This window comes from Streptomyces sp. NPDC088116 (assembly GCF_044741745.1).
In the GTDB taxonomy this organism is placed as follows: Bacteria; Actinomycetota; Actinomycetes; order Streptomycetales; family Streptomycetaceae; genus Streptomyces.
In genome coordinates, this window is the sequence record NZ_JBIUTF010000001.1 from 769,641 (window position 1) to 791,397 (window position 21,757).

The 21,757-nt window shown below is 71.5% G+C and carries 17 protein-coding genes and 2 pseudogenes; 12 read left to right on the top strand and 7 right to left on the bottom strand.

Going from position 1 to position 21,757, the window contains the following annotated elements:
• Positions 1–6: 6 nt before the first annotated feature.
• Positions 7–828 (top strand): succinate dehydrogenase/fumarate reductase iron-sulfur subunit, encoded by an 822-nt coding sequence (locus ACIOJD_RS03345; protein WP_401908922.1) that lies wholly within the window; start codon positions 7–9, stop codon positions 826–828.
• A 97-nt stretch (positions 829–925) separates the two neighbouring features.
• On the opposite strand, the gene ACIOJD_RS03350 is transcribed toward ACIOJD_RS03345, so the two are convergent.
• A complete protein-coding gene (locus tag ACIOJD_RS03350) occupies positions 926–1,984 on the bottom strand; it encodes a glycoside hydrolase family 18 protein (protein WP_401907961.1) in 1,059 nt (352 codons plus the stop codon).
• Between the two features lie 199 nt (positions 1,985–2,183).
• Here ACIOJD_RS03350 and ACIOJD_RS03355 point away from each other — a divergent pair, with 199 nt between their 5' ends.
• Positions 2,184–2,477: a hypothetical protein gene (locus tag ACIOJD_RS03355; protein ID WP_401907962.1), complete on the top strand. Its 294-nt coding sequence runs from the start codon at positions 2,184–2,186 to the stop codon at positions 2,475–2,477.
• 68 nt (positions 2,478–2,545) lie between these two features.
• Here ACIOJD_RS03355 and ACIOJD_RS03360 read toward each other — a convergent pair whose 3' ends face one another.
• The 5 genes from ACIOJD_RS03360 to ACIOJD_RS03380 form a co-directional block, all read right to left on the bottom strand.
• Positions 2,546–5,104: a SpoIIE family protein phosphatase gene (locus tag ACIOJD_RS03360; RefSeq protein ID WP_401907963.1), complete on the bottom strand. Its 2,559-nt coding sequence runs from the start codon at positions 5,102–5,104 to the stop codon at positions 2,546–2,548.
• A gap of 147 nt (positions 5,105–5,251) precedes the next feature.
• On the bottom strand, positions 5,252–5,854 hold the full coding sequence (locus ACIOJD_RS03365; RefSeq protein WP_401907964.1) for an ATP-binding protein: 603 nt from the start codon (positions 5,852–5,854) through the stop codon (positions 5,252–5,254).
• 72 nt (positions 5,855–5,926) lie between these two features.
• Positions 5,927–6,361 (bottom strand): (deoxy)nucleoside triphosphate pyrophosphohydrolase, encoded by a 435-nt coding sequence (locus ACIOJD_RS03370; RefSeq protein WP_401907965.1) that lies wholly within the window; start codon positions 6,359–6,361, stop codon positions 5,927–5,929.
• A gap of 273 nt (positions 6,362–6,634) precedes the next feature.
• Positions 6,635–6,814 (bottom strand): SPOR domain-containing protein, encoded by a 180-nt coding sequence (locus ACIOJD_RS03375; RefSeq protein ID WP_401907966.1) that lies wholly within the window; start codon positions 6,812–6,814, stop codon positions 6,635–6,637.
• Between the two features lie 270 nt (positions 6,815–7,084).
• Positions 7,085–7,837, bottom strand: a complete 753-nt coding sequence (locus tag ACIOJD_RS03380) for a GntR family transcriptional regulator (RefSeq protein ID WP_401907967.1) — start codon at positions 7,835–7,837, stop codon at positions 7,085–7,087.
• Positions 7,838–8,101: 264 nt separating this feature from the next.
• Here ACIOJD_RS03380 and ACIOJD_RS03385 point away from each other — a divergent pair, with 264 nt between their 5' ends.
• A complete protein-coding gene (locus ACIOJD_RS03385; protein WP_401907968.1) occupies positions 8,102–9,211 on the top strand; it encodes a threonine synthase in 1,110 nt (369 codons plus the stop codon).
• A gap of 110 nt (positions 9,212–9,321) precedes the next feature.
• A complete protein-coding gene (locus tag ACIOJD_RS03390) occupies positions 9,322–11,937 on the top strand; it encodes a glycosyl hydrolase family 65 protein (protein ID WP_401907969.1) in 2,616 nt (871 codons plus the stop codon).
• Positions 11,938–11,998: 61 nt separating this feature from the next.
• On the opposite strand, the gene ACIOJD_RS03395 is transcribed toward ACIOJD_RS03390, so the two are convergent.
• The gene (locus ACIOJD_RS03395) at positions 11,999–12,346 is read right to left on the bottom strand and encodes a hypothetical protein (RefSeq protein WP_401907970.1); all 348 of its coding nucleotides are present in this window, start codon (positions 12,344–12,346) and stop codon (positions 11,999–12,001) included.
• Between the two features lie 120 nt (positions 12,347–12,466).
• On the opposite strand from ACIOJD_RS03395, the pseudogene ACIOJD_RS03400 reads away from it, so the two are divergent.
• The 8 genes and pseudogenes from ACIOJD_RS03400 to ACIOJD_RS03435 all read left to right on the top strand — a co-directional run.
• Positions 12,467–12,535 (top strand): annotated as a pseudogene (locus tag ACIOJD_RS03400) (Uma2 family endonuclease); the annotation flags it as partial.
• Between the two features lie 204 nt (positions 12,536–12,739).
• Positions 12,740–13,564, top strand: coding sequence for an IclR family transcriptional regulator (locus ACIOJD_RS03405; RefSeq protein ID WP_401907971.1), 825 nt, complete (start codon positions 12,740–12,742; stop codon positions 13,562–13,564).
• A 534-nt stretch (positions 13,565–14,098) separates the two neighbouring features.
• Entirely contained in the window at positions 14,099–14,527 is a 429-nt protein-coding gene (locus ACIOJD_RS03410) for a response regulator transcription factor (RefSeq protein ID WP_401907972.1), read from the top strand.
• 245 nt (positions 14,528–14,772) lie between these two features.
• A pseudogene (locus ACIOJD_RS03415) lies at positions 14,773–15,380 on the top strand (carboxyl transferase domain-containing protein).
• A gap of 219 nt (positions 15,381–15,599) precedes the next feature.
• Positions 15,600–16,889, top strand: a complete 1,290-nt coding sequence (locus ACIOJD_RS03420; protein WP_401907973.1) for a wax ester/triacylglycerol synthase domain-containing protein — start codon at positions 15,600–15,602, stop codon at positions 16,887–16,889.
• Positions 16,890–16,991: 102 nt separating this feature from the next.
• Complete coding sequence (locus tag ACIOJD_RS03425) at positions 16,992–18,461, top strand: MFS transporter (RefSeq protein WP_401907974.1); 1,470 nt, start codon at positions 16,992–16,994, stop codon at positions 18,459–18,461.
• A 125-nt stretch (positions 18,462–18,586) separates the two neighbouring features.
• Positions 18,587–19,936 carry an NAD(P)/FAD-dependent oxidoreductase gene (locus ACIOJD_RS03430; RefSeq protein ID WP_401907975.1) on the top strand — a complete coding sequence of 450 codons (1,350 nt, stop codon included), beginning with the start codon at positions 18,587–18,589 and terminating at the stop codon, positions 19,934–19,936.
• A 140-nt stretch (positions 19,937–20,076) separates the two neighbouring features.
• Positions 20,077–21,654 (top strand): acyltransferase domain-containing protein, encoded by a 1,578-nt coding sequence (locus ACIOJD_RS03435; protein ID WP_401907976.1) that lies wholly within the window; start codon positions 20,077–20,079, stop codon positions 21,652–21,654.
• The last annotated feature ends 103 nt before the right edge of the window (positions 21,655–21,757 follow it).

Below are 21,757 nucleotides of genomic sequence, written 5' to 3' on the forward strand. Positions count from 1 at the left end.
GCGAACGTGGGTACGGGAACGGGAACGGGCGCCGGCAGCGATCCGGGGGCGGGTGCGTCCGCCGCTTACGAGGCGAAGTTCCGGGTCTGGCGGGGCGACATGGACGGTGGGGAGCTGAAGGACTTCACCGTCGAGGTGAATGACGGCGAGGTCGTCCTCGACATCATCCACCGGCTCCAGGCGACACAGGCCGCCGACCTGGCGGTGCGCTGGAACTGCAAGGCGGGCAAGTGCGGTTCGTGCAGCGCGGAGATCAACGGCCGCCCACGGCTGATGTGTATGACCCGTATGTCGGTCTTCTCGCGCGAGGAGACGATCACGGTCACCCCGCTGCGCGCCTTCCCGGTGATCCGGGATCTGGTGACGGACGTGTCGTTCAACTACACGAAGGCGCGGGAGGTTCCCTCGTTCGTACCGCCGCCGGGTGTGGCCGCCGGGGAGTACCGGATGCAGCAGGTGGATGTGGACCGCTCACAGGAGTTCCGTAAGTGCATCGAGTGCTTCCTGTGCCAGGACACCTGCCATGTGGTGCGGGACCACGAGGAGAACAAGACGGCGTTCGCCGGACCGCGTTTCCTGATGCGGGTGGCCGAGTTGGACATGCATCCGCTGGACGCGGCCGGGGAGTCGGGTCTCGACCGGAAGAAGACGGCCCAGGACGAGCACGGTCTGGGGTACTGCAACATCACCAAATGCTGTACGGAGGTGTGCCCCGAGCACATCAGGATCACGGACAACGCCCTGATCCCGCTCAAGGAACGGGCGGCGGACCGGAAGTACGACCCGCTGGTGTGGCTGGGCAACAAGATCCGGCGCCGGAGCGAGTAGTACGGGGTGCGTGTGAGGTGGGGCCGGTCGCGATTCCCTCGGGCCGCCCCTTCCTCGGCCGGTCGTTCGGACGGCCCGGTGCACACCTGACAGGTGATCAGGAACCGTCCCCCGGGCACGACTCGGGCTCCGTACAGCCCCACCCTTCGCGGTACGCCGTCCAGTCGCTCTCCCTCGCCGCGAAGTCGACGTACAGCGCCACCCCGAAGCGCTTCCGGTCGCGGTCCGTGCGCCCCAGCCCCAGCCTGACGCCGTGGACCGCGGCCGCCGCCGTCTCCGCGTGAGCGTGATGCCCCAGGTCGTCCGTGTGGTAGAAGGGCAGCCCCATCAGCAGGTCGGTGCCCTCGGGCGTGACCTCCAGGGCGAGGCTGGTCTGCTGCGCGACATAGCCGCCGTACAGGCTCTCGACCGGCAGCGTGGTGTCGTACGACATCACGGCGATCTGGTCGACCCGGCGGGCGACCTGCGCGAAGTACGCCTGCGACCACCACCCGGGGTGCCCGGTGAGCGCGCCCGCGACGGAGTGCAGGGCCGGCAGTGGATCGATCTTGTGGGCGGCGACGGAGAGCGGCACGTCGCGTGCGCGGGTGAGGGCACGCAGATCGTCCAGCAGTGAGAGGTAGTCGCGGTTGTCCGAGTGCAGCGGCTCCAGGTCGAAGTGGACGCCGTCGAAGCCCACGTCCAGGATCTGTCCGGCGGAGCGCACCACGGCGGCGCGGGACGCGGCCCGCTCCAGACGCAGTCCGTCCGGGCTCTCGCTCGCGAGCTTGTCGCCGAGCCAGGCGTGGACGCGTACGCCCGGCATCTCCCGGTGTACGGCGTCGATCAGCCACTTCGCCCGGGGATAGCGCGCTTCGGGCAAGGTGCCGTCGTGCTCCAGCGGCCCGGCGTGGACGTACAGGTCACGGATCCCGGTCCCCTGGTTCCGGCGGGCGAAGGCGGCGAGGTCGGCGTCCTTCTTACGGCCGTCCACCCAGGCGTGGCCCAGCCAGACGGCGTCCTTCCCGCGGGTACGGGTGCCGTCCTGGATGTCGCCCGCGTAGTTGGCCCGCAGGAGGACGGCACCGGTGACGGTCGGCACGAGGAGCAGGACGACCAGCCCCAGCGCGATCCTCCTGGGCCACCGGGCACGGGGATCACGCCATGCCCCTGCCACTGCCCGCCCTGTTCCGCGCAGCCGTTGACGCAAGACCGCTCCCTCCCCCGTCGGTCCACGGGCGGTCGCCCACGGAGGCGCCCAGGCTATGCGGCGGCACGGACCTACCGCGGCGGATGTGACGAGTCAGGTCCACCGAGGCAGGCGGGGGTACGGCGCCCGGTCGCGGACACACTCGTACGGACATAGCCTCCCAAATGTGACGCCGCGCACCAGCCGCTCCCGGACCCACATAGCCTTCCTGGCCGTGCTGGTCCTGGCGTGCTGCCTGATCGCGCTCGCCGTCGCCGACGCGAGGGCGGGCACGGGCGTCGGCACGGGTGGCGGCTCCCAGAGCGGCAGAGCGCGCGACGCGGGCGCCGCGAGCAATCTGGTCCTGCCCCTGTCCGTGATGGTCGGGGCGGTGGCCGTCGGCACGTACACCTTCGTGAAACGCAGGCGGCGGGCCCGGACCCGTACGACACCGCGCAGCGGACCGCAGGACTGGGGCTGAAGGCGGTCCTCGGCCCCGCACCTCGGCCCCGCACCTCAGCCGCTCATCTCAGCCTCGCGGCTCCGCCCTCAGAACATGCTCAGCAGCTGCTCGACCGACGGCTCCGCCGCCGACTCGCCGTCCGGCAGGGCCAGTTCGAACCAGACCGTCTTGCCACGCGGCGTACGGCGCGAGCCCCAGGCGGCGCTCAGCAGCCCCACCAGTTGCAGTCCCCGGCCGCCCTCGTCGGTGTCGCGGGCCCGCCGTCGCCTCGGCTGCACCAGCCCCGCGTCCCAGACTTCGCAGACGAGCGTACGGTCCAGCAGCAGCCGCAGCCTGATCTCGCCCTCGCCGTACCGCATGGCGTTGGTGACCAGCTCGCTGACCAGCAGTTCGACCGTGTCCACCAGCGGTTCGAGATCCCAGGCGAGCAGTTGCGTACGGGCCAGCTCCCGGGCCAGGCCGACCGAGCGGGGCTCGCGCGGCAGCACCCAGTCGCCGACCGCCTCGGTCGGCAGCCCCTGGATACGGGCCATGAGAAGGGCGATGTCGTCCTCGCCGTGCCGGGTGTTCAGCGTGTTCAGCACGTGGTCGCAGACGTCTTCCAACGGCCGTTCGCCATGAGTGAGGGCGGCACGCAGGCCGGCCAGCCCCTCGTCCAGCGGATGGTCCCGGGATTCGACGAGGCCGTCCGTGTAGAGGGCGAGCAGGGCGCCCTCCGTCAGCTCGACCTCCACCTGCTCGAAGGGCTCACCGCCGACCCCGAGCGGCATGCCCGGCGGCACGTCGAGCATCAGCGCCGCCTCGTCCGGTTCGACCAGCACGGGCGGCGGATGGCCGGCGTTGGCGAAGGTGCAGCGGCGGGTGACCGGGTCGTAGACGGCGTACACACAGGTCGCGAGGTAGACCTCGGCGAGGTCCGCGTCCCGCGATTTGTGCGCGACGCGCGAGGCCTGCTGCGCGCCGCTGGGCGAGCCGAGGCCACGGGCGATCTCGTCCAGCGCGGAGAGCACCTCGGCGGGCTCCAGGTCGAGCAGCGCCAGTGTCCGTACGGCCGTGCGCAGCTCGCCCATGGCGACGGCGGCCCGCAGACCGCGCCCCATGACATCGCCCACGACCAGCGCGGTGCGGTGACCGGGCAGTTCGATGACGTCGAACCAGTCGCCGCCCACCTCGGTGGCCGTATTGCCCGGCAGATAGCGGCAGGCGATGTCCAGCCCGGCGGCCTCCGGGTCGCCGGGCGGCAGCAGGCTGCGCTGGAGGATCAACGCGCGCTCGTGCTCGCGCCGGTAGAGGCGGGCGTTGTCGATGCAGACGGCGGCGCGCGCGGCGAGTTCCAGGGCGAGCGCCCGGTCCCGTTCGCCGAACGGCTCGCTGCCCTTCGTACGGGAGAACTGGACCAGTCCGATGACCGTGTCGTGCGCCACCATCGGCACGGCGAACGTGGACTGGACCAGGCTGCCGGTCCCGCCGGGGATGGCCTGGACCCGGCCCGTACGCAGGGCGCTCGCGCAGGTCGAGCTGAAGGGGAAGCGGTGCACCGCGCCGACCTCGGGGGGGACGTACCCGTCGTCGTCCTCGCCGCCGGGCCCGGCCAGCGGGGCGTCGGAGACGGCGCTCGCGAACGCGACCCGGCGCAGCCGGGCGCTGCCGCCGCCGGAGTCGGCCCCGGAGGAGCCCCAGCGTCCGGGCGGAGCCTCCTCCCCGGTGAGCAGGCTCTGGTAGAGGTCGACGGAGGCCAGGTCGCAGAAGCCGGGGACGGCGACGTCGAGCAGTTCGCGTGCGGTGGTCTCCAGATCGAGGGAGTTGCCGATACGGGCACTCGCCTCATTGAGGAGGGCGAGATTGCGCCGGGCGCTGGCGGCCTCGCGGGCGGCGATATGACGGCGTGTGACATCGGTGCCGACCCCGGCGATGCCGAGGGGGCGGCCGGATCCGCTGTGCACGCGGTAGAGGTCGACCGACCAGTGCCGGCGTTCGCTCTCGCCGGGCACGGTGCCGACGATCTGGAGGTCGCTGACCGCCTCTCCGCTCTTCAGCACCCGGGCCAGGGCGCCGGCCATCCGCTCGGCCTCGGGGCGGGAGAGGTAGTCGTAGACCGTACGGCCACGGTGCGTGCCCGCCGCACCGCCGAAGACGGTGGCGAATCGATCGTTGACGCGCTGCATCCTGAGATCGGTACCGAACAGCATGAAACCGAAAGGAGATTGGCCAAAAATGGCCTGCGACGAGGCGAGATCCGTTTCGATCCGGCGAAGCGCGCGGACATCGACGACGATGCAGAGCGCGCCGCGCTCGCCGGTCTCCGTCTCGCTCGGCATCACATAGATCTCGGCGAGCCCGTTCGCTCCGCTGCCCTCGTCCTCGCCGAAGGGGACCAGACCGGTCCACTCCTTGCCGTCGAGGATCTCCTTGACCTTGCGGCGTCCATGCGTCCGCAGCTCGGGCGGCATGAACACCTCAATCGGGTCCCTGCCCCTGACCTCGTGCGGACCGATTCCGAACAGTTCGGCGGCCCGCTCGCTCCAGTGCTCGATCAGCCCGTCGGGCCCGATCGAGAAGGAAGCGACCCTGATGTAGTCATAGATCGAGCCGGGCGGACTGCTCTGCCATACGACGTCGCCCGCCGCCCCAGATATCTCGCTCACGCGACCGTCCCCTCCAGCTCACGCACCGGACCGGCCTTGCCCGCAGTATTCAGCACTACGGCGCGGACCGACACGGCGTTCACGATCACAGCACAGTCTCGTTCTTTTTGAGCCGAGTCCGACGTGATCGATCGTCCCTTCAGACTTCTAACCAGGGAGCGGCAGCTCGAACCACACGGTCTTGCCCGTCTTCCCACGACGCGTTCCCCAGCGGCGGGCGGAACATGCCACGAGCTGGAGACCCCGGCCCCCCTCGTCCTCGGGACCGGCGGGACGTTCGGTCGGGGGATCCGGCAGCGGATCGGAGATTTCCACCAGCAGGGCGGCGCCACGCTGCGTGGCGACGGCCCCGTCGTGCCCGTTCGGACTCCCGGCGTCGCTCAGCCCGCCGGAACCGCCCGGACGCCGGGGACCGGCACGCTCGCGCCCGGGGACGGCGAGGTCCGGGCCGACGCGGTCCGGACCCGCCCCCTCCAGGGCCTCGGCGTCCGGACCGGCCCCGTCGGCGTCCGAACTCGCGCTCACGGCGCGGACCGCGAGCCGCACCCCGATCGGCCCGGAGGCATAGCGCAGGGAATTGGTCACCAGCTCACTGACCAACAAGGTCGCCACCTCACCGACCGAGGGCGGCATTCTCCAGTCGCGGAGCGTGTCGCCGACCGCATGGCGGGCGGCACGTACGGAGTTGGGCTCGGCGGGGAAGGTCCACTCGGCGCAGGCGCCGCCCTCGGTGTCGATCAAGCCGATCACTTCCCAAGACCAACGGGAGGCCCACACCCTTTTTAAGGTGGTTAATCAGCACATACCCGATATTCGAGCCGGTTACCGTTCCAACGGGCGCACGGAGGCACCAATGGAGTACGGAGGCGTACGCAGGAGGCGCACGGCCTCGGCGACGGCCGGGCGGTCCTGGTCGAGCCAGTCCACGGTATGGATCTCGTCGGGTGCGAGCCAGCGCAGTTCGTCGTGGTCCTCAAGGGGGCGGGGTTCACCGGAGAGCAGCAGGGCGGTCCACACCTGGAGCACATAGCCGGGCTTCAGCGGCCACTCGCCGGGGATCCGCTCCACCGGCCGGGCCTCCACGCCGAGTTCTTCGCGCAGCTCGCGCACCAGGGCCTCGCCGGGGCCCTCGCCCGGCTCCAGTTTGCCGCCGGGCAGCTCCCAGCGCCCGGCCAGCTCGGGCGGCGCGCTGCGGCGAGCGGCCAGCAGCCGTCCCCGGTCGAGCACGGCACCTGCCACCACCACACGATCAGTCATGCGCCGGAGCGTAACGCGGTACGGCGGGGGGGGCACGGACGGGGAGGGTCCGGCCGCCGGGAAGGGGGCGCCCGACAGGGAGGGGTGTACCCGTGAAACCCCGCCGAGGAGGGGAGCGCCCGCGAAACCTCCGCCGATGAAGGGAGCGCCCTCGAAAGCCCCGGCGGAGAAGGGAACCGGAACGGCTCCCGCGTCACCGGGCGGCCGACGGCGCACCTGTTGTCGAGCGGCTGGGCGGCGCACCTGTTGTCGAGCGGCTCCGCGGCCCGCCTGCTACCGGGCGGCCTGACTGACGCGCTCCACCCAGTAGAGCCGCTCCTGTCCCCTGCCGTCGAGGCTGTCGGCGATCCTCTTCGCCTCGTCCTCGGTGGCGTACCGGCCGACGCGGTATTGGTTGCCGTTGCCGTCCTGCCGTATGACCAGCCAGGGGAGCACGGCCCCGCCCTCGTTCATCGAGCCCCTCCCGCCGCCGAGCCGCATCTCTGTGAGAAACCCCAGGAAACCGCATTGCGCATATGCCGGAGCCTACGCCTGACCTTCACTCAGCGGTGATCCCTTTTCACAAAGAGGTACGCATCCGGCCACCAACGCGCCGAAAAGCAGGCACCGCTCGCGACTCCACGGCCTCCGCCGCCCCACGGACCGTCAGGACGGCGCCCGTCGACCGTCATCCGTCCCCTGTCCCCTGTCCCCTGTCCCCTGTCCCCGGTCACCCGTCACCCGTCACCTGACGGACAAGTGGTACGCGATGCGATACCGGTCGGCCGGGACGACCACGTCCGCCGTCTCCACCGCCCGCCCCGACGCGTAATACGTACGCTCCAGGACCATCACGACATGGCCGGGCACCCCGCCGAGCGCCAACAGCTCCTCCGCCAGGCCCGGACGCGCGCCGACCTCCTCCAGCACGTTGTCCACCACGATGTCGATGGCCGCCATCCGCTCGACCACCCCGCAGCCACCGAGCGGCCCCTCCTCGGGCAGCATCACGGGCGTGCGCCCCGTGACCGCGAGGGGCTCCCAGGAAGTGGAGAGCATCATCGGCTCACCCCCCTCCCGGAACACGTAGTGCGTCCGCATCACGCGGTCGCCCGGCGTGATCCCGAGCCGGGCCGCGACCTCCGGCCCCGCTTCCTCCTGCTCGCTCCGGGACTCCCAGGTCCCTCGCGCGCCCGTCTCCGCCTGCTCCTGACGGAACGGGCTGGAGCCGGACGGCGGCCGGTATCCGGAGCGCGCGATACGGCGCGGGACCGGCCGCTCCCGTACATACGTCCCCGAACCGGAGCGGCCCTCGACCAGCCCCTCGGCCATCAGCACCTTGCGCGCCTCCAGCGCCACCGTGTCGGAGACGCCGTACTGCTCACGGATTCGGGCCTGCGAGGGCAGCCGGGTATGGGGCGGCAGCGCGCCGTTGACGATCTGCTCCCGCAGATCGCTCGCAACGCGTAGATAGGCGGGCTGCTCACCGAAGGCCACTGGCCACTCCCATCAGGTTGACAGACAGCAACAGCGTGACAACGGTCGGTTGTTGACCGCAAGCATGGGCCAGAGTTTCACCCGAAGTGATGAGTGGGGTTTAAGCAGGGGCTACTGCCCCGCGGGCGACCGTTCGACGCTCCTCATGACCCCGTGAGCCCCCTGTGCGCGGCGGCCGCTCAGCGCGGACAAGAGTGTTCGGACGAGAAGGACGGCCGGGGCGAGGGACAGGGGCGAACGGCCGGGGCTGCCATGCTGACGGCCATGACGACGACGTATCTCTGCCCGGCCGACGGCGCCCGCTCCCCCGTCGATACGGACGCGTGGTGCTGTCCCGTATGTCAGGGGCCCTGGGATCTCGACTTCGAGGCGCCGCCCGTACCCCTGGCGTCCCTTCCCGGGCGCGTCCCCTCACTCTGGCGGTACGAGGAGGCCCTGCCGCTGCCGGCACCGCCCCTCACATCCCTCGGCGAGGGGCGTACACCCCTCGTACGGCTGACGCCGTCCGTCTCCGCCAAGCTCGACTTCCTGATGCCGACGCTCTCGTTCAAGGGCCGGGGCGCGGTGCTGCTCGCGGAGCTGGCGCTGCGGCTCGGACCCGAGCGGGTGATCGCCGACAGCAGCGGTAACGCGGGCACCGCCGTCGCCGCGTACTGCGCGCGGGCCGGGCTGCCCTGCACGGTGTACGTGCCAGAAGCCACCTCACCCAAGAAGACCGAACAGATCCGGGCCCACGGCGCACGCCTCGAACGCGTCCCGGGCGGCCGTGAGGCCACGGCCCTGGCCGCCCGCGCCGCCGCCGGCACTCCGGGGACCTTCTACGCGAGCCATGTCCACAACCCCTACTTCCTGCACGGCACGAAGACCTACGTCTACGAACTGTGGGAGGACCTCGGCGGCCACCTGCCCGAGGCGATCGCCGTCCCCGTCGGCAACGGCACCCTGCTGCTGGGCGCGGCGCTCGCGATCGCCGAGCTGTACGGGCACGGGCTCATCGCCGACCGCCCCGCGCTGATCGCCGTCCAGGCCGAGGCCGTCTCGCCGCTGGCCACCGCCTTCCGCGCGGGCGCCGACGAATTGGTGGCCGCCGCCGACCCGGCGCCCACGCTCGCCGAGGGCATCGCCATCCCGAATCCGCCGCGCGCCCGCCAGATCCTGCGTGCCGTAAGGGAGTCGGGCGGCACCTTCCTCACCGTGACGGAGGACCAGCTGCGCGCCGCCCAGCTGGACCTGGCCGCCCGGGGGCTCTTCGTGGAGTCGACGGGTGTGGCCTGCTGGGCGGCGGTGGGCGGCTGGAGCGACCGTTCCGTCGTGGTGCCGCTCTGTGGCGCGGGGGCGAAGACGGGGCTCGCGGATTCGGGCTCGCTCACCTGAGGCGTGTCCGCCCCCACCCGCAACCGACCCCGTACGCGCCGCCTTGAATCAGCCGTTCACCACGCGCGCCCGCGCGCCCGTCCCGTATGACCGGTTCGTACGGTCCTTCCGTGAGCCGAACCCGTACGCAACTCCTCGTCCCTCTCGTCGCGGGCGCGCTCGTCGTCACCGTGCCCCCGGTCTCGTACGCCGACGGCCCACCAGCCCGGTCCCTCTCCCCTTCCTGCGGGCAGAAGACCGATCCCACCGACGACCCCGGCTGGTACCCCACCGCCACCCGTATCGACCCCGCCGACAGCCACCACGCGTACACCGGGAACGGCTACCTGGGCGTGCGCGTCCCGCCCACCGGCGCCGGTTACGCGGAGAGCGGCACGCCGACCGGCTGGCCGCTGTACACCCCGCGCTACGACGGCGCCTTCGCGTCCGGCCTGTACGCGCACGAGTCCGCCACCACCGCCGGCCGCCAGGTGATCGCCGCGCTCCCCTCCTGGACGACGCTGGACGTACGGGTGGGTGACGAGACGTTCGGGCCGCGCGGCCGGATCTCCGACTACCGCCAGAGCGTGCTCACGCGCTGCGGAGTGGTGGTCACGAGCCTGCGCTGGACCACGGCCGACGGCCGCGCGACCGACCTGACGTACGAGGTGCTCACCGACCGCTCCGACCCGCACACCGGCGCCGTCCGGCTGCGCCTCACCCCGCGCTGGAGCGGCGAGGCGACGGTCACCGGCTCGCTCGACTGGCGCGGCGCCCGCCGTATCACCAGTACCGGGGCGAAAGGCGAGGTCACCACCTTCCGCGCGAACGGTACGGGCACGGCGGGCGCCATCGCCTCGGTGCTGCGGCCGTCCGCGCGGGGGCCGGTGCGGGTACGGGCGGGCCGTACGTACAGCTTCACGAAATACGTCGGCGTCGACACGGCCCTCACCTCCCACGACCCCAGGGCCGCCGCCCTCGGCGCCTCCCGGCGCGCGGCCGGTCGCGGCTGGCAGCCGCTGTTCGCCGCCAACGCGGCCGCCTGGGCACGCCTGTGGGCCGCCGACATCGACGTGCCGGGGCGGCCGGATCTCCAACTGTGGCTGCGCTCCGCCCAGTACGGCCTGCTGACCGGCGTCCGCGAAGGCTCCGCCGACAGCCTCGCCCCGACCGGCCTGAGCAGCGACAACTACGCGGGACTGATCTTCTGGGACGCCGAGACCTGGATGTACCCGGGCCTGCTGGTCACCCGCCCCGAACTGGCGCGCTCCGTCGTCGAGTACCGCCACCGCACCCGCGCCGCCGCGGCCGCCAACGCCGAAAAGCTCGGCTTCCAGGGCCTGTTCTATCCGTGGACCAGTGGCGGTTCGGGCGATCTCTGGACGGAGTGCCAGAGCTGGAACCCACCACACTGCGTCACCCAGAACCACCTCCAGAGCGATATCGCCCTCGCCGCCTGGCAGTACTACCTGGCATCCGGCGACCTCCGCTGGCTGCGCGAGCGCGGCTGGCCGCTGCTGCGCGGGATCGCGGAGTTCTGGGCGTCGCGGGTCACCGCCAACGACGACGGCAGTTACTCGGTCAGGGAGGTGGCGGGCCCCGACGAGTACAGCAACGGCGTCACGGACAGCGTCTTCACCAACGCGGGCGCGGCCACCGCGCTGCGCGACGCCACCCGCGCCGCCGCGCTCGTCGGGGAGCGGGCCCCCGCGCTCTGGACGCGGATCGCGGACCGTATCCGTATTCCGTACGACGCCGAGCGCCGCGTCTACCTCCAGTACGCGGGATACGACGGCTCGCGGATCAAACAGGCGGACACCGTGCTGCTGACCTATCCGCTTCAGTGGCCGATGCCCGCCGGAGCCGCGGCCGCGACTCTCGACTACTACGCCGCGCGCACCGACCCGGACGGCCCCGCGATGACGGACTCGGTCCACGCGATCGACGCCGCCGGCATCGGGGCGCCGGGCTGCGCGACGTACACCTACCTCCAGCGGTCGGTGCGGCCGTTCGTACGCGGGCCGTTCGCCCTGTTCTCCGAGGCCAGAGGTACCAAGGCGGGGGCGGACGATCCCCTCTCCGGCTCGCCCGCGCAGGACTTCCTCACGGGCAAGGGCGGCTTCCTGCAAGTCTTCACGCACGGGCTGACGGGGCTGCGGCTGCGCGAGGACGGCGTACGGCTGGACCCCACGCTGCCGCCGCAGCTGGCGGACGGGGTGAATCTGCGGGGGCTGCGCTGGCGGGGCCGTACGTACGACATCGCCATCGGCGCCCGCGAGACGACGGTCCGCCTGAGGTCCGGCGAACCGTTCACCGTCCACACCCCGGACGGCGACCGGACCGTGCGTACGACACTCACCCTGCCCACCCGCCGTCCCGACCTCACCCCGACGGACAACGCGGCCCGCTGCCGCCCGGCGACCGCCACCTCGGAGGACCCGGGCCTGTACGCACCGGCCGCCGTGGACGGCAGCCCGGCCACCGCCTGGGTCCCCTCGGACGCCACGTCCGCGCTCACGGTGGACCTGGGCCGTACGGGACCTCTCACATCCGTCGCCCCCCACTGGACGGGCCCGGCCCCCGCCTCGTACGAGGTCGAGACATCGGAGGACGGAACGGCCTGGCAGCCGCTGCGGCCGGGAACGCCGGCCCGCCACGTACGGGTGACGGTGCACGCGCCGCCCGGGGAGACCCGTACGGGGGTCAGTGAACTGACCGTGGAGAGGGGCCCGGCAGGGCAGCGCTGAGCTTTCCTCATGGCGGACCGGCGTCACGGACAGGCTGGCAACACCGTGGAAGGGGGCGGCATCACAGCGGGGCGTCGCTCGTGAACGACGTCGTACGCAGATCCAGCCACTCCGCGCACCCCCAGGCCCCCAGCGCCAGCGCGCCCACGACCACGAGAACCGCCATCCCCTCGCGGACCCTCAACACCCCGACGGCCAGCGCCCACGCCCCCAGGGCGAGCGCGGGCATCCCGAAGAGCGTCAGCGGCAGTTCGGCGTAGAGCAGACTCAGATCCCGCTCCCCCTCAAAGGCACCCCGCAGCCCCGGCGCGGCACCGATCCCCCACACGAGGAACCCCACGAGAAACCCACCCGCCACGGCCAACGCCCCGCCCCACCCGCGCGTCACCGGCTTCTGGTCCTGTCCCATACCCCGGACGACGCGATCCGCCGAGACCCGGTTCCGGAAGCCCGACGCCCGCGGGCAACGGAGGGCGGCCCTTGCGGCAACGACCTCGTGACCCGGTCCCGTCTCGCTACTGTCGAGCTCATGACCGCACGGCCCGACTGGATGCGCCCGCCGCGCGCGGAAGGCTGGTTCGCGGAGGACCTCGGGAAATGACCGTCCGCCTCGACGCCCTCCGGCACGACAGCTGACCCGGAGCCTCACGTGCTCCTCCCCGCCCCGACCTTCACGAGCACCCCATACCAGCCACATGGCCGGGATGGAATAGTAGGCTCGTAAAAGGTCCCTGGTGCAGTTGTCTTGCACGGACCGTGGCGTCAGGAAGGGCGCCCAACAGGGGAACGGGGAACGGGGAACATGGTCAAGAACGGTAATCAGGGAGGAAGCGACCACGCCGTCCGGGTCTTCCGGGTTCAACGAGCTTTCACCGAGCTCGAAGGGCAGGTGCACGGTCCGGGTGAGCTTGCCGAGGCGACCGGGCTGGACGACTCGACGGTTCATCGCATTCTGCAGTCCGGCATTTACGACGGGATATTCGCACGCGAGGGGCGTGGCCTCTACCGGCTCGGCGCCGGGGCCGCGCGTCTCGGCCTGAAAGCCCTCACGCACGCGCCCAACACCCCTGAGGCGCATGGGGTGTTAGAGGAGATGCGGAAGGCGACCGACGGGGGGCTCGTGTTCCTCTTCGGGCTGGCTCCCTTCGGCGGCGCCAGGAAGCAGTGCCTGGACATGGCTGTCGGCGACTCGGACCTGGCGGAGCTCGGCATCAGCCGGCGTGCGCTTCTGACGGTCTTTCAGTCGTTGCGTACGGGCGCCTGCGGGCGGGCGATCCTCGCCCATCTGCCGGAGGTCATCCAGGAAGGCGTGCTGGCCGAGCCGCTTCCCATGGGCGCGGGCCCGGGGGCGTTCCGGGACGAAGGAGCCCTGCTGGCCTCGCTGAGGGCCGTGCGCGAACAAGGGGTGGCCATCGACTCGGAGGAGTGCGCCGCCGACTGGAACGGCCTTGCCGTGCCCGTCGGTTGGGATGGGCTGATCATGGGTTCCGTGGCGGTGCTCAAGCCCAAGGAGGCCATGCCCCAGTGGACCGACGGCGTTCTGGGGGCCATGAAGGGCGCGGCCAAGGCGTTCACCGAGGCGGGCGGCCTCGGCGCCTGGTCGTCGGAGACCGCCAGCTCGTACTGATCCCGGGGGCCGGGATCAGCTCGCTCTGATTCCGGAGGCCCTCGCGTACCCGCGCCGCGGAGCCGCGCGCACCAGCCGCGGCTCCGCGGCGCGGGTACGCCCGGACGACGGGCGCGCGGCCGGGCCCGGAGACGAGAGGTCCACGTGCGCGGGGACCGGCCTTCGGCCGACGCGGCCACCGCACGCATTCGCACGCATCGGCAACGCTTCCCGTGCCGACGGCGACAAGCGCCGCGCATCCGCCGCCAGATCATTCGCGCGACGATCAACGTCCCCCAGAGCCCTTACCGTTCCGGGTCAAATGAAACCGCCCGGCGGAGCATATAGTGTGACCGGCGTTCACGAAATATCCGTTTCTCGGCACATGAGAAACCGCCGCTGTTTCTCATGTGCCGGGAGAAGCTCCGCGCAGCATTCTCGCCCTGCGGGAGAGCATTTGCATTTCTTGACAGACCCCGGTACCGCCCCCTGATACTCGAACGGTGAAGAGCCGGAGTTCCCGACGATCCGGATTCACCATCAGGGGGAGTTGTCGTGGTCTGCATCGCCGTTACCCGTTCACCCGTACCGGAAGAGCGTCCGGGGGTGGGGAAGAAGCGGGCGCACCGCCCGGCAGACGGTGCCGCGGCAGGTGACGCCGGAGGACACGCCGCGGGTTGTGCCGCAGGCCGCGTGGGCCCCGCCGGTGAAGGCGGTGACGAACCGCCCTCCTGGGAGCCGGAGTTGGAACGGGTCCCGCTGCTCTCCGCGCGCGAGACGGAAGTATTCGAGCTCCTCGGCAAGGGCTGTTCCAACCGCAGCATCGCGCGCGAACTGAACATCACCGAACGCACGGTCAAGCTTCATGTGGCACGAGTGCTGAGTAAATTGCGCGTTGAATCCAGGTTGCAGGCGGGGCTTGTCGCCCATTCTTATCGCCACCTGTACCAAAGTGCGATTCCGCGCAGAATGAATGCCCGATAGTTTACGACGGGAAGGAAAGACCGAAGTCACGGACCCGGTTTTTCTCCAGAGCTTTTCCGGAGAGGCACCCCGCGAAGGCCCCGGCTTCGGCGCACTCGCTGCTCTCCCCTTTCACGGTGACGGAGAAAGGAAAGGACACGCCCATGCCGGCCCAGACCGCCGCTCTCGCCGAGAGCCCGGCGCCGCCCCGTACGGCGCCTCCCACCGAGCCCGTGGCGCATCCCTCCCAGCCCGCCCCGCCCGGCATGCGGGACAGCATCGGCACCCTGCACGCCACCCGCCTGGCCGTCGAGCAGGGACCCGGCGCGCACGCCACCGAGCAGCAGCACGCCCGGGGCAAGCTGACCGCCCGCGAACGCCTGGACCTGCTCTTCGACGAGGGTTCGTTCACCGAGGTCGAGCGGTTTCGCCGGCACCGCGCCACCGGCTTCGGTCTGGAGAACCGCAGGCCCCACACCGACGGCGTCGTCACCGGCTGGGGCACGGTCCACGGCCGTACCGTCTTCGCCTACGCCCACGACTTCCGTGTCTTCGGCGGCTCATGGACTCCCAGTCCATCGGCGCCGACCTGACGTACGCCTGGCCGACGAACGAGATCGCGGTGATGGGCGCGGCGAACGTCGTCTTCCGGCGGGAGATCGCCGCCTCGGACACCCCGGAGGCGACCCGGGACCAGCTGGTCAAGGACTACCGGAGAGAGCTGATGCACCCTTACTACGCCGCTGAACGCGGCCTCGTCGACGATGTCATCGACCCCGCGGAGACCCGTTCGGTGCTCGTCGAGGCGCTGCGGCTCCTGCGTACCAAGGACGCCGACCTGCCGTCGCGCAAGTACGGCAACCCGCCGGCATGACGGGCGCCGCGGACACCGCGCTCACGGTGGGCGCGCGCCGGGGCGGCCGGGGCCCGTCCGTCCCGGGACAAGCCGTCCTGGGACAAGCCCCGGAACAAGCCGCCCCGGGACAAGCCCCGAGACAGGCCATGGGGCCGAGACCGTACCCGCGTGCCTTACCGACGCCGGTTTCCCCGACACGGACGCCGGCTTCCCGACACAATCGACTGGGAGCGGATAGTGACACATCCACTCAACCCGATCGACGAGGTCTTCCTCGCCATGGACCGGGAACCCACCCTGGTCCAAGGGCAGTTCCTGCGCTTCCGTGGAGAGGCGCCCTCGCTGGACAAGCTCCATGACCACCTGGCGGAGCGGCTGCCCGGCCTGCCGCGGCTGACCCACGGGACGGTGACCGGGAGGCGCGGCGGATTCCGTGCCCCCAGTCCCGGCTTCGACCTGCGCGACCACGTGGAGGAGATGAAGCTCCCGGCCGGCACCCCGCTGGACGAGGTACTGACCGCCCTGGTGCGCCGGCCGCTGCGCGAGAGCGGACCCCTGTGGTCGATCCACCTCGTCCATGGATACGCGGCCGATGAATACGCCGTCTGTTACCGGGTCCACCACGGCCTCGAGGACGGGATGGGCGCGGCCCACGTCGCCGCCGTCCTGTTCGGCGACACTCCGCACCCGGGGCGGACACCCCGGGAGGGGCAGCGGGAAGGGCGGCGCGCGGGACCGGTGTTCACCGCCGGGCCGGGCGAGTTGCTGCACGGCGCGCTCAGCGTGGGCGCCGGCATGGTGCGGGGGCTGGCGCCCGGCCGGATCTGGCCCAGCACGTACCCCGGCCCGGAGAAACTGGCCATGTGCAGTACGAGTGCGACCCGGCGTGAACTGAGCGAGCTGGGAAGGAAATTCGGCGGCACCGTCAACGACGCCTTCCTCATGGCCCTGTGGGGCGCGCTGTCCGCCTGGAGCACAGCGGGCGACGGCCGCCGCGACGCGCGCTCGGTGTTCCGCGCTTCGCCCGTACCGGTGCGGATGCCGCTGAGTACCCGGCAGGCCGGTGAGGAGGACGCCGTCGGCAACCACCTCGCGACGGCCGTCGTCACGCTGCCCGGACAGGAACTGCCGCCCGCCGAGGCGTTCGCGCAGCTCGTCGGCAGCACCCAGCGGATGCGTTCCAACGGTCTGCGGCCTGCCAGCAGGGCGCTGATCGCCCTGCTCCCGGCGGCCCTGATCCGCTGGACGGTGAGGCGTCTGCTCAGCCCCCGCTCGTCCCCGCTGTACGCCTCCAACTACCTTCTGCCCGGCTCTCTTTCCTTCTGCGGCGACCCGGTGGTGGACGCGATACCGCTCGGTGTGCTGCTGCCCGGCAACGGCCTGTCGGTGACGCTGCTGTCCTGCGGCTCCCGGGTCCAGGTGAGCTTCCTGTACGACCGCAGACTGCCGGGCGCGCGGCAGTTGGCCGTCCTGTGGCGTGAGACCCTCGACGATCTCAACGCGATGGACGCGCGGCCCGCCGCGTAATCGGCTGTTGTCGCGCGCCCTGTCCCACCGCCGGCCACGGCCACCCCGGGGCCCGCTTCCTTCGGCGCACCCCCGCCACCCACCCCTTCGGAGGGCTTTTCTATGTCGAATCGGTCCAGTTCACGCGGTCATTCCGTGTGGACCCTGATCGTGACCGGACTCGCGGTCTTCATGGCAGCACTGGACAACCTCGTCGTCATCACCGCTCTGCCCGCCATCCAGGAGTCCCTCGACACGAGCCTCCAGGACCTGGAATGGACGGTGAACGCCTACACCCTGTCCTTCGCCGTCTTCCTGATGGCCGGTGCGGCGGCCGGTGACCGCTTCGGCCGCCGACGGATGTTCGTGGTGGGGCTTGTCGTCTTCACCGCGGCGTCGGCGGCGTGCGCCCTCGCCGACACCTCCCAGCAGTTGATCATCGCCCGTGCCGTGCAGGGCTTCGGCGCCGCCATCGTCATGCCGCTGACGCTGACCCTGCTGACCGTCGCCGTGCCGCCCCGCCGGCGTGCCCTCGCGCTGGGCATCTGGGGCGCGCTGAGCGGACTGGCCGTCGCGCTCGGGCCGCTCATCGGCGGCGCCGTCGTCGAGAAGATCTCCTGGGAGTGGATCTTCTGGGTCAATGTGCCGATCGGTGTGGTGGTGCTGGCACTCAGCCTGTGGAAGCTCGCCGAGAGCAAGCACCCGGAGAGCTCCCTCGACACCGTGGGCACCGTCCTGTTGAGCCTCGGCATGTTCGGAGTGGTGTTCGCCCTCGTACGGACCACCGAGCACGGCTGGACCAGCAGTCAGGTGCTGACCTACCTGATCGCCGGCGTGATACTCATCGTGGCCTTCGTCCTCTGGGAGCTGCGCACCCGCGATCCGATGCTGCCGATGCGGCTGTTCCGCAACCGTTCGTTCAGCGCCGTCAACTCGGCCAGCCTGCTGATGTTCGCCGCCATGTTCGGGCTGGTGTTCCTGCTGACCCAGTTCATGCAGAACATTCAGGGCTTCTCGCCGCTCGAAGCGGGGGTGCGGATGCTGCCGTGGACCGCGATGCCCGTCGTGGTCGCCCCGCTCACCGCCCTGCTCAGCGCGCGGCTGGGCAACCGGCTGGTGGTCGCCGCGGGGCTGCTGTTCGAGGCCGTCGGCCTCGGCTGGCTCGCCCTGGCGACCGAGGTGGACATCGAGTACGCCGACCAGGTCCCCGGGCTGGTGCTCGGCGGCATCGGACTCGGGCTGTTCTTCGCGCCCACGGCCGAGATGGCCATGAACATCGTCGCCCCGCGTGACCAGGGCATCGCCTCCGGAGCCAACAACACGTTCAGGGAACTCGGCGGTGTGCTCGGCGTGGCCGTGCTGACGTCGGTGTTCACCTCCCAGGGCGGCTACAGCTCGCCGCAGGAGTTCGTGGACGGCCTGGTCCCGGCCACCTGGATCGGCGCCGCGATCGCCGCCCTGGGCTGCCTCGCCATCCTCACCGCACCGCGCCGGTCCAGGGAGCGGAACGGCGCGTGGCAGGAACAGGGAGAGGAGCGCCCGGACACCGTGAAGACCGGCCCGGCGGACCTGCTGGAACCCTCGCGGCGCTGACAGCCGCCCGAACACCGTCCAGGGGCCCGCCCTGAAGGTGCCGCTCCCCTCAGGGGCGGCCCTCGGCAGGGCCCGGACCGTACGCATTCGCCCGACAGTCGACCAGCCAGTGGCAGGGAGTCGAGATGTACGACGCAATAGTTGTCGGCGCACGGATCAGCGGCGCCGCCACGGCCATGCTGCTGTCCCGGGCGGGCCACAAGGTGCTGCTGCTCGACCGGGCGGTGTTCCCGGGCGGCAAGGCGGCGGCGACCAACCTGGTCCACCCGCCGGGCATACTCCGGCTCAAACGCTGGGGCCTGCTCGACGAGTTGACGGCCACCGGCTGCCCGCCCATCACCGAGTACGGCCTGCGCAGCGGCCCGGTGGAGCTGATGGCCCGGCTGCCCGCCGTGGACGGGGTGGGCGAGGCGTACTCCCCGGAACGCGCCAGGCTGGACGACATCCTGCTGGACGCAGCGGTCAGGTCCGGGGCGGAACTCCGTACCGGCGTCTCGGTCCGGGAGCTGATCACCGACGACGCGGGCACGGTCACCGGTGTCCGGGGAGAGACGGCGGAACGCATCCCCGTCGTCGAACACGCCCGGGTCGTGGTGGGCGCCGACGGCTCCAACTCGACCGTGGCCAGGCTGGTGGACGCGCCGAAGTACGACGCGCATCCGGTCCTCAACAAGAGCCACTGGTCGTACTGGGAGGGGCTGCCGCACGACGGGCGGGTCCGCACCTACCGTCAGGCCGGCAAGCACGCGTTCACCTGGCCCACCCACGACGGGCTGACCATCGTGGGAGTGGCCCTTCCGGTGGCCGACTTCAAGGCGACGAGCGACGAGGACCGCGACCGTACGGTCATCTCCGCGTTCGACGAGGTGGACCCCGAGCGGGCCGAACTGCTGCGCACGACCAAGCGCGTCGACCGCTGGATGACCGGGTCCGTACCCAACTTCCTGCGCCGCTCGCACGGCCCCGGCTGGGCGCTGACCGGGGACGCCGGCTACACCCGGGACCCGATCACCGCCGCCGGGATCACCGACGGGCTGCGCGGCGCCGAACTCCTCGCCGCCGCCGTCGAGTCGGGCCTCTCCGGCAGCGAACCGCTGCCGGCCGCCCTCGCCCGCTACGCCCGCGACCGCGACGACCTGGTCACCGGCCACTACCGCTACACCCGGGACCACGCGACCATCGCGGACCACTCGCGCGAGGAGCTGGCGTTCATCCGGGCCATGAACCGCAGCCCCACGCACGGCCGCGGGATGGTCGGTATGTTCGCCACGATGGTCCACCCGGCGGAGTTCTACTCGCCGGCCAGCATCCACGCCCTGCTCGACCATCTGGAGCCGGGCAGCGGGCCGGGCTGGAAACTGCGGATGGTGCGCTGGCTGGCCCGCGGGGCCCCCCGGCACATCCCCGGGGCGGCCCGCACCGCCGACCGGATGGTGGCCAAGAACCTCGGGCCCATGGGCCAGTACCTGGCCTGAGCCACGTCCTCGCCCTCGCCCCCGCCCTCGCCCTGGTTCCCGCCGCCCGCCGCACGCCTGTTACGGCCGCACGCCTGTCACGGCCGCACGCACCTCCCGTGTACTCATCCGATCCGTACCACCAGCATGGAGGCACCACCATGACCATCCACACCTCGACGGACCTGCGCACCACCTTCCTCTTCCCCGGCCAGGGCGGCTACGACAGCGATGCCCTGCGCATGGCCATGGAGAAGTACCCGCAGGTCCAGCGGGTCTTCGAGCGTATCGACGCGGAGACCATGAGCCTGTTCTCGCGCCGAATATCCGACGTGCTCCTCGGAGCGCGCCCCACGGACCTGCGCGAACTCCTCGACGACGACGCCTGGGCCTCCCAGGTGGCCATCTACGCCGCCGGCCTGGCCGCGTACGAGATCCTGGACGCCCAGGGGGTACGTCCGGACGTCCTCGTCGGCCACAGCCTCGGCGAGATCACCGCGCTGGTCGCCGCCGGGGCCTTCTCCGTCGAGGACGGGGTGCGGATCGTCGCCCAGCGCGTGGCGGTCATCCAGCGGCAGAACGGTGTCGAGGGCCGCATGGTGGCGCTGTCCGCCGACGCCGACCGGTCCCGCCGCCTGCTGGACCTGCTGGACGACCCGATGCTGGCCGTCGCCACCGAGAACCACGACGAGCAGACCGTGGTGAGCGGGCCGGGCAAGACCCTCGACCGGGTGATCGCGATCGCCGGGCAACTGGGCATCGGCGCCATCGAGATCGACGCCCCGTTCCCCTTCCACACCCCGGCTCTCGCCCCCGCCGTACCCGAATTCGCCGCCTATGTCAGCAAGTTGGACCAGCACCCGTTGCAGCGCCTGGTGTACTCGCCGATCCTCCAGCGGTACTACGAGCCCGACGACGCGTTGGCCGACCGTCTCGCGGAGCACTTCGTCACCCCGGTGCGGTTCGCCGCCGCCATCCGCCACTTGCAGGCCGCCGGTGTCGACACGTTCGTGGAAGCGGGCGGGCGGGCCGCCCTGTCCAAGCTCGTCGTCCGGCTGACCAAGGGCTCGGACGTACGCGCCCTGCCCTCACTCACGGTCGACGGCGACGGCGGCCTCGCGCTGGACGCCACCCTGCGGGTCCTGCGTGACGCCGGTCTGGCCGGGGTGGCCGGAGCCCCGGGCCTCGCCGAACTGCTGGCCCCCACGGTGCCCGCCGACGTATTCGAGGCGTACTGGGCCGAGCACGGCGACGAGGTGCTCCGGCGCATCGCCGACGACCTGGACGGCTTCACCCCGGAGCCGGCGGGTACCGGCCGGCCGTCGGCGCAGACGCCCTCGCCCGGCACCGAGGCGACCGCTCCCGCCGCACCGGCTCCCGCCGCACCGGCTCCTTCCTCGCCGGTTCCTTCCTCGCCGGTTCCTTCCTCGCCGGTTCCTTCCTCGCCGGCACCGTCCGCCGAGGCACCGGACCGTACGGAGATCCACTCCGAACTTCGGACCCTGTACGCCGAGGCGCTGGAGTACCCGGAGGAGGTCTTCGAGGACGGCGTGCAGTTGGAGGCGGAACTGGGGGTCGACTCGGTCAAGCAGGTCGAGCTGCTCTCCCGCGCCTCCAAGCGATACGGCCTGCCCACCCGGGAGGCCGGATTCCGGCTGGAGAACTACAACACCATGGACAAGATCGTCGACTTCGTGGTCGCGGAGCTGTCCGGCCGGGAGACCGTCGCGGCCGGCTGACGGCGCGGCCGGCGCTCAGGGCCTGTCCGGCCCGGACGGCTGCCCGTTCCGCCGGCTTCCCCTCCTCCTCCCGGCTTCCTCTCCTCCCTCCCGGCCCCCCTCT